11 protein-coding genes are annotated in these 12,356 nt (G+C 68.7%); 7 read left to right on the top strand and 4 right to left on the bottom strand.

Annotated features, from left to right (window positions below; genetic code table 11):
- Position 1: 1 nt before the first annotated feature.
- On the bottom strand, positions 2–1,432 hold the full coding sequence (locus GLP40_RS20355; protein WP_154789540.1) for a wax ester/triacylglycerol synthase domain-containing protein: 1,431 nt from the start codon (positions 1,430–1,432) through the stop codon (positions 2–4).
- Positions 1,433–1,863: 431 nt separating this feature from the next.
- Between GLP40_RS20355 and GLP40_RS20350 the strand changes: the two genes are divergently transcribed.
- Complete coding sequence (locus tag GLP40_RS20350) at positions 1,864–2,658, top strand: hypothetical protein (RefSeq protein ID WP_154789539.1); 795 nt, start codon at positions 1,864–1,866, stop codon at positions 2,656–2,658.
- 66 nt (positions 2,659–2,724) lie between these two features.
- On the opposite strand, the gene GLP40_RS20345 is transcribed toward GLP40_RS20350, so the two are convergent.
- The gene (locus GLP40_RS20345; RefSeq protein ID WP_154789538.1) at positions 2,725–3,774 is read right to left on the bottom strand and encodes an Lrp/AsnC family transcriptional regulator; all 1,050 of its coding nucleotides are present in this window, start codon (positions 3,772–3,774) and stop codon (positions 2,725–2,727) included.
- Positions 3,775–3,880: 106 nt separating this feature from the next.
- On the opposite strand from GLP40_RS20345, the gene GLP40_RS20340 reads away from it, so the two are divergent.
- Entirely contained in the window at positions 3,881–5,044 is a 1,164-nt protein-coding gene (locus GLP40_RS20340) for a lactate 2-monooxygenase (protein ID WP_328290439.1), read from the top strand.
- A gap of 87 nt (positions 5,045–5,131) precedes the next feature.
- Here the strand turns inward: GLP40_RS20340 and GLP40_RS20335 are convergent, their stop codons facing one another.
- Positions 5,132–6,529 carry an amidase gene (locus GLP40_RS20335; RefSeq protein WP_154789536.1) on the bottom strand — a complete coding sequence of 466 codons (1,398 nt, stop codon included), beginning with the start codon at positions 6,527–6,529 and terminating at the stop codon, positions 5,132–5,134.
- Between the two features lie 225 nt (positions 6,530–6,754).
- Positions 6,755–7,726 (bottom strand): alpha/beta fold hydrolase, encoded by a 972-nt coding sequence (locus tag GLP40_RS20330; protein ID WP_328290438.1) that lies wholly within the window; start codon positions 7,724–7,726, stop codon positions 6,755–6,757.
- Positions 7,727–7,779: 53 nt separating this feature from the next.
- Here GLP40_RS20330 and GLP40_RS20325 point away from each other — a divergent pair, with 53 nt between their 5' ends.
- The 5 genes from GLP40_RS20325 (at position 7,780) to GLP40_RS20305 (ending at position 12,343) form a co-directional block, all read left to right on the top strand.
- The gene (locus GLP40_RS20325) at positions 7,780–8,628 is read left to right on the top strand and encodes an SDR family NAD(P)-dependent oxidoreductase (RefSeq protein ID WP_328290437.1); all 849 of its coding nucleotides are present in this window, start codon (positions 7,780–7,782) and stop codon (positions 8,626–8,628) included.
- 43 nt (positions 8,629–8,671) lie between these two features.
- On the top strand, positions 8,672–9,865 hold the full coding sequence (locus GLP40_RS20320) for a thiolase C-terminal domain-containing protein (protein ID WP_154789535.1): 1,194 nt from the start codon (positions 8,672–8,674) through the stop codon (positions 9,863–9,865).
- Between the two features lie 24 nt (positions 9,866–9,889).
- Complete coding sequence (gene fadD8, locus GLP40_RS20315) at positions 9,890–11,497, top strand: fatty-acid--CoA ligase FadD8 (RefSeq protein WP_154789534.1); 1,608 nt, start codon at positions 9,890–9,892, stop codon at positions 11,495–11,497.
- Positions 11,498–11,721: 224 nt separating this feature from the next.
- A complete protein-coding gene (locus tag GLP40_RS20310; protein WP_154789533.1) occupies positions 11,722–12,009 on the top strand; it encodes a hypothetical protein in 288 nt (95 codons plus the stop codon).
- On the top strand, positions 12,002–12,343 hold the full coding sequence (locus GLP40_RS20305; protein ID WP_154789532.1) for a ribbon-helix-helix protein, CopG family: 342 nt from the start codon (positions 12,002–12,004) through the stop codon (positions 12,341–12,343). Before GLP40_RS20310 ends, GLP40_RS20305 begins: the two co-directional genes overlap by 8 nt.
- Positions 12,344–12,356: the final 13 nt, after the last annotated feature.

Raw genomic sequence — 12,356 nt, 5'->3', positions numbered from 1 at the left:
CTCAAGAAACGTCGGCGGTTCCGTCTGCAAGCTCCGACGGCGCATGCTCCGATGGCGCCGGCTCGGGGGGCGGGCGGTCCGTGGGGCCGTCCGCGGCGAGCCGCAGGACCGACTCGAAACCGGTTGCGAGGCAGTCTCTCAGCAGGTCGGGGTCGGGGACGGCGGCGGTGTCGGTGTTGATGCCTACGCAGCAGATACCGGCGTGGGTGGTGAGGGTGATGTTGAAGGCGGAGCCGATGGTGGGGCCGAAGGCGTACATGCGGTCTATGCGGGCGCCGGCGAAGTAGAGGGGAATCGGGGAGCCGGGCACATCGGAGGCGAGGAAGTCGATGTGCTTGAGCATGCTGGTGACGATCGCGACGGGGAGGCGGTTGAGGGCAGCCGCGATCGCGCTGGAGAGCGGGATGGCGGGTTCCTGGCGCTCATCGGCGATGGCGGTGTCGAGGGCATGCATCAGGTCGGCGGTTTCGGGGATGTCGAGCGGGAGCGCGAAGCGGACCAACGTGATTCGGTTGCCGCCGAGCGGGTCGTCGGGGCGGCGCAGGCTGATGGGCATGGTCAGGCGCAGGTGATCGACGCCGGTGCCGAGACGGCCATGGTAGGTACGCAAGCCGATCAGCACCGCGGCGAGAAAGGCATCGTTCATAGTGCAGCCGGCGGCGTGGGCGGCACGGTGCAGGCGGTCGGCCGGGACATCCAGCACCATGAGGTGGCGGCCGAGACCACGCCCGGTCATCACCGGGGACAGGGTCGCGGTCACCGGGCTGACCAACCGAGCCACCGAGGCCGCCAGGTTCACACCGTCGCGCACGGCGCGCACCGGGTTCGACAGCGCGCGCCGGGCGAGAGCCGGCACGCCGGACAGTCCCGCACGGGCCAGCGCGACGCCGACGCTCCAGTTCCAGGCCGCGATATCGCGGAGCCCGCCGCCGGGTCCGACCGGAATCTCGGGCAGCGCCCCGCGGTCGGAGCCGGCCCGGTCGAAGTCGAGGATCTCTGTGGCCAAGCGGATTCCGCCGATGCCGTCGGTGAGGCTGTGATGCAGGGTCAGCACCAGCGCGCTTCCCCCGTCGGACATGCCGCTCAGTAGGGTGACCCGCCACAGCGGGCGGACCGGATCGAAGGCCGTCATCGCCTCGGTGCCCGCGAACTCGAGCACGGTGGCCAGATCCGCGGGCTGAACCAGCGCCGCCCGGCGCAGGTGCCAGTGCACGTCGAAGTGCGGGTCGTCGGCCCAGCGCGGCGGTGCCAGCCCGAACGGCACCGGCACCGGCCGCTGCCGCAATTTGGGCACCACCCGGGTGCCGCGATCGATGATGCGCACCAGGCGATCCCACTCGGGCTCGGTGTCCAGCAGCAGCACCGTGACGATCGTCGAGCGGAGCACCGGATCCTGTTCCATGCTCCACGTGAACAGATCCGACTGCGACATGTGAGCTTCCCGTGGCTCCATCGCCGATCACCTCGAACGCCGTGTCGTGACCGGACTCTCGCGCACCGCGCGGCATCCGGTTCCCATGCGACGACGCTATCGCGGGTTTCGGTGAGCGAATAGGGTCCATGGCCGACGACTGCATGGGCGAAAGACACCTGACCAACGGACTACGACACCATTCGGCCGCCGAGGGCGGCCACCCGTACCGCCGACACTGGACCGATGAGATCGGGGAGAGCGGACCTCGACCAAGTCCACGCCGGTGCACCGTGCCGTCTCGCGGCCGACGGCGCCCGCCTGCTGAGGGCGGTGCGTGAGCCGACGCCCCGGGTTCGGAATCGGGTAGTTCACTACTCGTGAGCCCGGGGCCGGATCGGCCTAGCGTCGGGCGCAGACATCGAAAAGCTCGGCGCGTGGAGGGGAAAGCAATGATCGACATCATCACGTTGCGCGGCACCGGGGAGCAGCGAAACAGCGACGGGACGCCCGCGGGCATGCTGCGGGATGTCACCAAACTGCTGGATACGGATAAGTTCGGCTGTTTCGAGCCGGATTGGCCCGCGTCCGTCGGGCCGGATCCGAATGTGTGGGGGCCGTCGTTGGACACCTCGGTGCGGCTGGGGGTCGCGGCGGGGGTCAAGGCGTTGCAGGATTCGCCGAATGTGTGTGGGCTGCTGAGCTATTCGCTGGGCGGGATCGTGGCGAGCACGATTCTGCAGGGGGTGCGGGCGGGGATGTACACCAATGTCGACGGGTCCCCGCTGGAGATCGCGTTCGTGGTGAATATCGCCAATCCGATGCGGCGGGCGGGGCAGTCGGTGGGGAATCTGTGCCCGCCGACGACGTATGGGCTGCATGGGCAGCGAGGACCGTGGCCGGCGGGGATCGATGTGCGGGAGTACGCGAATCCCGGCGACATCATCACCTCCTCCCCCGCCGATTCACCCCTGCGGGCCATCGATACCGCGATCTCGCCGTTCTCGCTGGTGGAGGGGGCGAGAATCGGGAATCTGACGCCGGTGATCTTCCGCGAGCTGTTGGAGTTCCTGATGCAGGATCCGGTCGCGAACCTCAATCGGTACGAGGCGGCCGTGCGCGGGTTGCTGGGGTATCTGACGCCGTGGCCGGACGGACAGCACGTGCTGTACTCCGGGCACACTATGCCGGGCACGGGCGTGCTGTGGACGACCCATGCGGCGGAGTACCTCAACGCGAACTTCTGAGACTTCGCAGCGGACTGGACAGCTGTGGTCGCGAATTGCCTGGTGCCGGTGGCGGAATGCCGACCCTCAGCACGAACGCCCTTGCGCCGGTGCGGTATCCCGCCAGACATCGGGCGGCACCACGGCGCGCGAGCGGCCGTGGTGGTCGAGGATGCGGCCGAGCAACTTCTCGTGCCGCAGCGTGATGGTGCGCTCCGTGATGACCAGCTCGGGATGCAAGGTGGCGATCTGGTTTTCGAAGCGGGTGACCTCGGTGACCGAGTGCAGTCCGGCCTGTAACACCAGGTTGTGGGTGCCGCTGACGGCCGCGCAGTTGCGGGTCTGAGGAAGCCGGATAAGCCCGTAGCCGATCTCGGGCAGTGCGGCGGTGGGTGCGGTCGCCCAGAAGGTGACCGCGACCGGCCAGCCGCCGAGCGGGCGTGCGAAATCGCAGCGAAAGCTGAGCAGTCCGAGGCCGGTGAGCTCGTCGATGCGTCGCTTGATGGTGGAGGCGCTGGTGCCGAGGGCGGCGGCGAGGACGCTGTGGGCGGCGCGGCCGTCGCGGGACAGTTCGCCGATGAGGGCCCGGTCCAGCTGGGTCACGCGGCGGCCGCGCTCCGCGCCCGTCGGGGCCGGCCGGGTGCGCAGCTGTTCGCGCTGGCCGGGGGCGAGGGCGTCGATGCGCCAGCTGCCGCCCTCGGCGAACCAGTGGGTCACGATGCGGGTGCGCACGGCCGTGATGTGCGCGATGGCCGGGAGGACATCGAGGGTGTACCGCGACATCTGCCCGAAGTCGCCGGTGGCGACGGTCGCCAGAATTCGGTTGCTGCCGCCCGCGCGTTCCAGGGTGAGCATGTGCGGGTGCATTGCCAGGTTGGCGACCACGGCATCTGTTCGCCCTGCGGCGCAATCGATATCGACGAAGGCGGCGCACAGCAGGTCGAACACCGCCGGGCCGGGTGACACGCTGACCCATGCCTCCCCGCGGTCGCTGAGCCGTTGCCAGCGGCGGGCCACGGTCACCGGATCCACGCCGAGGACCCGCCCGAGGTCGGTCCAGGCGGCGCGGGGCCGCATTTGCAGGGCGTGGATGAGCGCCAGCTCCTCCTCGGTCAGCAGCTTGACGCCATCCTGCATGATTCCGTGCCCTCTGCTCGTATCCTGCGATTGTCCTATCCCCTATGCCCAGTCTCGCACAATCGCGGTGTCAGCTTTCGGAAGAGACGGAACTGGAGAGCGCGTCGTGGCATTCGGTGATTTTCAGAACGAGATCTACTTCAACGGCTTGCGCGGGGTGGTGCCGGCGCTGCCGGTGAGCTTCTCGGAGCTGGCCGAGCGGGCGCAGGCGGCGCTGCCGCCATCGGTGTGGTCGTATGTGACGGGCGGCGCGGGCGATGAGCGCACCCAGCGCGCTAATGTGGCCGCCTTCGACCGGTGGGGTGTCATCCCGCGCATGTTCGTGGGCGCCAACCAGCGGGACCTGTCGGTGGAGTTGTTCGGAAGCACCTGGCCCGCACCGGTTTTCATGGCTCCGGTGGGGGTGATCGGTCTGTGCGCGCAGGATGGGCACGGTGATCTGGCGACCGCGAAGGCCGCGGCCCGGACCGGGGTCCCCATGGTGGCGTCCACTCTGACCGTGGATCCGATGGAGGAGGTCGCGGCCGAATTCGGCGACACCCCGGGCCTTTTCCAGCTCTACACCCCCACCGACCGCGACCTGGCCGCCAGTCTGGTGGAACGCGCCGAGAAGGCGGGCTTCGCGGGCATCGTGGTCACCCTCGATACCTGGGTGACCGGCTGGCGGCCACGCGACCTGTCCACCGGGAATTTCCCACAGCTGCGCGGGCACTGTCTGGCCAACTACTTCACCGACCCGGTGTTCCGGGCGAGCCTGGCGCAGTCGCCGGAACAGGATCCGCAGTCGGCCATCCTGCGTTGGATCCAGGTGTTCGGCAATCCGCTCACCTGGGCCGATCTGCCGTGGCTGCGCTCGCTGACCAGTCTGCCGCTGATCGTGAAGGGCATCTGTCATCCGGAGGACGCGCGCCGGGCCAGGGATCTGGGTGTGGACGGCATCTACTGTTCCAATCACGGTGGCCGCCAGGCCAATGGCGGGCTTCCGGCGCTGGACATGCTGCCCGAGGTGGTGGCCGCCGCGGAGGGGCTGCCGGTGTTGTTCGACTCCGGGGTGCGCTCGGGCGCGGACATCATCAAGGCGCTGGCGCTGGGCGCGTCCGCGGTCGGCATCGGCCGTCCTTACGCCTACGGGCTGGCGCTGGGCGGCGCGGACGGCATCGTGCATGTGCTGCGCACGCTGCTGGCGGAGGCGGATCTGATCATGGCGGTGGACGGGTATCCGACCCTGAAGGATCTGACGGCCGAGGCCTTGCGCCCGGTGTCGGTCTAGCCTCCCGGTCAGCAACGTTTCTCGACCCCACGGGCAGGCACTGGCGCACAAACCTTCTCGGCGCTCATGCGCACCGGTGCATGCCCGTCATCGCTGGATGCGGCGGAAGGGGCGGGCGGACTCGAGGGCGTAGGCGAGTTCGAGGAGGGTGCGCTCGTCGCCGTGGGCGGCGGAGAACATCACGCCGATCGGCAGGCCGGTGTCCGACGCACCCATTGGAAGCGAAAGAGCCGGGGCGCCCGCCACATTCGCCAGCGGTGTGTAGGTGACGTAGGACAGCAGGCGGTCGAAGACCTCGTCGAAGGGCTGGTCGGGGCTGAGGTAACCCAGACGCGGGGTGAGGCTCGCCAGTACCGGGGACACCACGAGTTCGACATCCCGGAAGGACTCCGCGTACACGTGCCCGATCCGCGAAAGCCGGTACAGCACCCCGGGTGAGCGCAGGATGGAGCCACGGAAGCGGGCGGCCAGGCCGCGCGTGAACGGGTCCAAACGGGCCGCATCGAAGGCGCGATCGAGGGTGAGCTTGCCGGTGACACCGAGCAGGAACGCCAGCATCGCCCAGTAGGTGGCGAAGTCCTCGGCGAAGCCGCGATCCACCGGATAGGCAATGGGCCGAACCTCGTGGCCGAGGCTCTCGAGCAGCGCGATGGTGTCGTCGAGGACGCCCCGGATCTGCGGGTCGAGGGCGGCTCCCGTGATGGGTTCGCTGAGCACACCGATCCGCAGCCGCCGCTGTGCGGGACCCTCGACCAGGCCGACCGGCGGCAGCGCCGGGTTGCGCCAGAAGCGTTCGGCCGCTGCGAAATACGTGGCGGTGTCCCGAACCGTGCGGGTGAGCACGCCCTCCGACACCAGGTTGATCGGCATGGAGCGGGCCTGCGGGCCGTCGATGTGGCGGCCCCGCGTCGGCTTCAACCCGACCAGTCCGCAGCAGGCCGCGGGAATGCGAATCGAGCCGCCACCGTCATTGCCGTGCGCGATCGGAACCACGCCCGCCGCCACGAAGGCGGCCGATCCGCCCGAGGATGCCCCCGAAGAGAACCCGGTGTCCCACGGATTGCGAGTCGGCTCGGCGGCAACGAATTCGGTAGTCGCGTTCAGCCCGAATTCGGGCAGCGTGGTCTTGCCGAGCACGGTCATCCCGGTGCTCAGGAACTGTTTCGCGAAGGGGCCGTCGGCTTTCGCGGGCCGCGCCCGCCAGGCCGCACTGCCATGCTGCGTGGGCAGCCCGGCCAGATCGGTATTGTCCTTCACGAAGGTCGGCACACCATATAGCAAGGCATCCCGATCCGCCGACGCCAGCGGCGTATCCGCCTCCGCCACAACCGCGTTCAACGCCGGATTCACCCGCGCCGCCCGCTCCTGAGCCGCCTTCGCCACCTCGGCGACACTGAGCTCCCCACGCCGGATCAGCTCGGCGATCCCCACCCCGTCGTGATCTCCCAGGGCGTCATCGGTGAAGGCGTGAACTCGCAAAGCCATGGACCGAGCCTCCTCATCGACAATCGTGCACCCGACTTCGCCCGACGGTACCCCCTAACTGGACGAACGAACAGGAGGATTCGCGACTCGATCCCTCGGGCACGGGAAACGGCCACCGCGGGCGTTCGCGCTCCGCATTCTGACCGAATCGGAGGATTGCCGCCGATCCGACACGAATACACCTGGTGGCCCGGCGGGAATTGACGCGCCACCAAGTGATTTCGACTACGCGCGAAGGTCGAGGCTCTTCAATGCGTCGAGCAGGAAGGCATTGACGGCATCGGGGCGTTCGAGTTGAACGAGGTGGCCGGCGGCGGGGACCTCGACGACCTCACGGAGGTCGAGGACGTTGGCACGGAGGGTGGCCAGGGGGTCGCGGCCGCTGAAACCTTCCATATCGGGGTCGTTCTGGCCGTAGAGGAAGAAGGTGGGGACTTCCACTTTCGCGTCGGCGTAGGCCGCGGTGAGTTCCCAGTTGCGGTCCAGGTTGCGGTACCAGTTGAGGCCGCCGGTGAAGCCGGTGCGTTCGAAATCCTGGACCAGGGTGTCGAATTCGGCCTCCGACAACCAGGACCAGGGCAGGGCGGAAGCCTGCGGGAGGACGTCGAGGTAGCCGAGGCCGGGCGGGTTCTTCCAGGTGTCGAGGTAGTGGTAGTCGCCGGAGAGGGAGTAGTAGACGCGAGCCAGAAAGCCGCGCGGGTCGGCGGCCAGTTCGGCGTCGGCGATGCCGGGGGTCTGGAAATAGGACAGGTGCAGGAAGTGGCGCTCGGCCGCCTTGGTCCAGAAGGCGGAGGGAGCGCGGGGTGGCCGGGGGGCGAACGGGTTGTTCAGGACGATGGCCGCGGCCACCCGTTCGGGGGCGCGCAGGGTCAGTTCCCACACCAGCTGCGCGCCGAAGTCGAGGCCGACGAAGGCGGCCTGCTCCGCGCCGATGTCGTCGAGCAGGGCCATGAGGTCGCCGATGACGGCGGCGTTGGTGTAAGCCTCCACGTTGGCGGGCGCCTCGGTGCGACCGTATCCGCGCAGGTCGGGGGCGAGGGCCCGGTAGCCGGCGGCGGCGACGGCATCGAGCTGGCGGTGCCACATGAACCAGGTGTGCGGGAACCCGTGACAGAACACGACCGGGAAGCCCTCGCCCCGATCCGCGACGTGCATGCGGATCTCCCCGGTGTCGATCGTCCGATGCGTCAGTTCCACTCCGCCTCCAATTTCTAGAACACGTTCCTATTTCAAGGTAATGTCCAGAGGTCGTGAGCGAAATACCCAAGATTCTCGCCGGAAAGGTCGCGGTGGTGACCGGGGCCAGCCGCGGCATCGGCAAGGGCATCGCCCTGGAGCTGGGCGCGGCCGGGGCGACCGTGTACGTCACCGGGCGCACCGTCACGGCCGGGCACCTGCCGGGCACCGTGGCCGGGACCGCCGCCGAGATCGACGGCATGGGCGGGGTCGGGGTGCCGGCGATCTGCGATCACCGCGACGACGCCGCGGTGGAGAAGCTGTTCACGCAGGTGCGCGACGAGCAGGGCCGGCTCGACGTGCTGGTCAACAATGTCTACAACTCCCCCGCGTCGGTGCGCTGGATCGGCCGCAAGTTCTGGGACGTGCCGCCGAAGGCCTGGGACGAGGGCTTCGACATCGGTGTCCGATCCCACTACGTGGCAAGCGTTTTCGCCGCGCCACTGCTCATCGAGTCGCAGGGCCTGATCGTGAGCGTGTCCTCCCCCGGCGCGGTCCGGCAGATGCACAATGCGGTCTACGGCGTCGGCAAGGCCGCCGTGGACCGGCTCACCGCCGAGATGGCGCACGATCTCGAGGGCACCGGCGCGACCGCGGTCTCGATCTGGCCCGGAATCGTGAATACCGAACTGCTGCAGCTGGTTCCGGCCGATGATCAGGGCCGCCGCCTGGTCACCCTTCCCGGTGAGGGCACCTTCGACCTCGACCAGGCCGAGACCCCGCACTTCGCCGGGCGCGCCGTGGTCGCCCTCGTGGCGGATCCGGATCGCCTGGCGCGCAACGGAAAAGCCTGGAAGGTCGCCGACCTCGCCGAGGCGTACGGCTTCACCGACCTCGACGGCCGCGTTCCGCGCGCCGACTAGACATCACGACATCCGTTCCAGGAGAAGAGGAGTGCACAACCCTATGCGACGCGTTTTCGTCGTCGGCGTGAACATGACGCCGTTCGTCAAGATCGGTTCCCGCGAGTGGACCTACCCCGAAATGGTCGCCGAGGCCGTGAACGGCGCGCTGAAGGACGCGGGCGTCACCTATGACCAGGTGCAGCGCGCCGCGGTCGGCTATGTCTTCCAGCCGTCGGCCGCCGGACAGCGCGCCCTCTACGACATCGGCCTGACCGGCATCCCGATCGTCAATGTGAACAACAACTGCGCCACCGGATCCACCGCGCTCATGTTCGCCCGCGAGTGGGTGGCCTCGGGTATCACCGATGTGGCCCTCGCCGTCGGCTTCGAGCAGATGACCAAGGAGGCCATGGCCGGTCCGGCCACCAAGCCGAAGGTCACCACGGTCGACGCGCACCTGAAGGTGAACAAGGAGCACTTCGAGTTCTCCACGGCGCCGATCACCACCCAGTTCTTCGGCAACGCCGCCCTCGAGCACATGAAGCGCTACGGCACCACGCCCGAGCAGCTGGCGGCGGTCGCGGTCAAGAACCACGAGCACTCCACCCGGAACCCGTTGGCGCAGTTCCAGGATGCCTACACCCTCGAGCAGGTGCTGGGCGACAAACCGGTGCACGGCCCGCTGACCCGCTCCCAGTGCTCGCCCATGTCCGACGGCGCGGCCGCGGCGGTCGTGGTGAGCGAGGAGTTCGTCAAGGCCAACGGCCTCGAGGGGCAGGCCATCGAGATCCTGGCCCAGGAACTGGCCACCGATGACAACACCGCCTTCTCCACCGGCTCCATGATCGATGTGGTGGGTGCGCCCATGACCCGGGCAGCGGCCGGAAAGGTGTTCGCCCGCGCCGGAATCGGCGTCCACGATGTGGATGTGATCGAGCTGCACGACTGCTTCTCCATCAATGAGCTCATCACCTACGAGGCGCTGGGCCTGTGCGGTGAGGGCGAATCCGGTGCGCTGGTGGAGTCGGGCGCGACCACCTACGGCGGCACCTGGGTGGTCAACCCGTCGGGCGGGTTGATCTCCAAGGGACACCCGCTGGGCGCGACCGGGCTGGCCCAGTGCACCGAATTGAGCTGGCAGCTGCGCGGACTCGCGGGCGAGCGGCAGGTCGCGGGCGCGCGTACCGCGCTGGCGCACAATCTGGGCCTGGGCGGCGCGGTGGTCGTCACCCTGTACGCGGCCCACACGGCGTGACCATCGGACGGAGTTGAAACACCCATGAGAACACTCGATCCCGACACCTTGCTGCGGCTGCCCGTGCACAACGGCCACGCCCTGGTGGCCGGGCTGAAGCGGCACCGCAACCGCCCGGTGCTCACCCTCGGCGACCACATCCTCACCGGCGGTGAGGTGCTCGACGCCATCAGCCGCTACATCGACGCCTTCGCCGAGCACGGCGTCACCACCGGCACCCCGGTCGGCGTGCTGGCGCTGAACCGGCCCGAGGTGCTGTTCACCATCGGCGCGGGCCAGATCGTGGGCTCGCGGCGCACCGCCCTGCACCCTATCGGCGGTCTGGACGATCACGCGTATGTGCTTGCCGACGCGGGCATTTCGACGCTCATCCTGGATCCGGTGCCCGCGTTCGTTCAGCGTGCCCGCGAACTGGTCGACAGGGTGCCGACGTTGACCAAGATCCTGGTGCTGGGCCCGGTGCCCGAGCAGCTCGCCGATGTCGGCGTGGATCTGCTGGCGACGGCCGACAAGTTTCAGCCGCGTCCGGTGCAGGCGGTGGAGCTGCTGCCCGACGACGTCATCTCCATCAGCTACACCGGTGGCACCACCGGCAAGCCCAAGGGTGTGGTCGGCACCGCGCTGACCATGAACACCATGACGCAGATCCAACTTTCGGAATGGGAGTGGCCCAAGCATCCCAAGTTCCTGATCTGCACACCCCTCTCGCACGCGGGCGCGGCCTTCTTCCTGCCGGTCGTGCTGCTGGGCGGGCAGTGCGTGGTGCTGCCACGCTTCGACGCCGGTGAAGTGCTGCGCGCCATCGAGGAGCACCGGATCTCGGCGACCATGCTGGTGCCGTCCATGCTGTATGCGCTGCTCGACCACCCGGATTCCAAGACTCGAGATCTGTCCTCGCTGGAGACGGTGTATTACGGCGCGTCCGCGATCGACCCGAATCGGTTGCAGGAGGCCATCGATCGCTTCGGGCCGATCTTCGCCCAGTACTTCGGGCAGTCCGAGGCGCCGATGGCGATCAGCTATCTGGGCAAGGACGAGCACGACAAGCAGCGGCTCACCTCCTGCGGGCGGCCCTCGACCGCCATCCGGGTAGCGCTGCTGGACAGCGAGGACAAGCCGGTCGCGCTGGGCGAGGTCGGCGAAATCTGTGTCTCCGGGCCGCTGCTGGCCGCGGGCTATCTGAATCTGCCGGAGGTTACCGCCGACACGTTCAAGAACGGCTGGCTGCGCACGGGCGATCTGGCGCGGCAGGACGAGGACGAGTTCCTGTTCATCGTCGGACGTTCCAAGGACATGGTCGTCACCGGCGGGTTCAATGTGTTCCCGCGCGAAGTGGAAGACGTTGTCTCCGAACACCCGAAGGTGCTCACCGTCGCGGTTGTCGGTGTGCCGGACGCGCATTGGGGCGAGGCCGTCACCGCTGTGCTCGTGCTCGACCCGGCCACCGCCGCCGATCCGGCCGCGGTCGAGGTGGTCACCGCCGAGATCCAGGCCGCGGTCAAGCAGCGCAAGGGTTCGGTGCAGGTCCCCAAGCACGTGGTGGTGATCGAGGAACTGCCGCTGACCGGGCTCGGTAAGCTGGACAAGAAGGCGATTCGGGTCATCGCGCAGGAGCGACTGGGCCTCGCCTGAGGTCCCCGTGGGCGCTCGGCTGGGCGAACTTCCGGGTTCGGATCAGCCGGGCGCCTCGGGCGCTGTCCACGCCCGCCTCCATGACGGCGCCGGTCACGACGTCTCGCGGGGCCGTTGCCGCGACCATGGCCGCGATGAGCACCTTGCCACCGATGCGCCACTCTGTCCGCGAAGCCTTGCTCGACAGGTGGCGACCAGCTGTTTTACGATCGTATTATGCGGCCGTGGGATATGAGATTCCCGAGTGGGCCCTCGACGTCGCGGCCCGGCTCGGCATCGCGCCCGAAGAGATCATGCGGGTCCTGACCGGCCCCGGTCGGCGCTGGCCGCGACCGGTGCGCGGAACGGGTGGGTTACCCGCTCTCATGATCATCGGCCGCAGCGGCGCCGGGCAGCCGCTGGCGGTGGTGGTGCGTCCGCTGTCGCAGTGGGACCAGCAGGTCATCGGCGTCCGGCCGCTGACCGGACGGCTTCTCGCCCAGTTCGAACAATGGGAGGCGGACCATGAGTGACTATCCGGACAAGGGCTATCCCCACACGGCCGACGAAGCCCGGGACTTCCTCGACAGCCTCACCTTCGACGAGGACGCTCCCGAACCCGACCTCCCCGGCCCCGACACCCCCGTCACGGTGCTGCGCACGGTCCGGCTCCCCTACGCCATGGACCGGCGCATCCGCGCCGAGGCCGACCACCGTGGCGTGAGCATGTCAGACCTGATCCGCGACTTCCTCACCATCGAGCTGGCCGCCCTGGACGACGACACCCCCATCAGCCGCGCCGACGCCCGCCGGGCGCTCAGCGCCGCCCTCGCGAATCTGTCGCCCGTGCAGCGTCATCCGAAGTGATTCTGCCGTGCAC

The sequence above is a fragment of the Nocardia aurantiaca genome (assembly GCF_009708175.1).
GTDB classification, from domain to species: Bacteria; Actinomycetota; Actinomycetes; order Mycobacteriales; family Mycobacteriaceae; genus Nocardia; species Nocardia aurantiaca.
The sequence above is the reverse complement of the archived record's forward strand: the minus strand, read 5'-3'. Positions and strand labels throughout refer to the sequence as shown.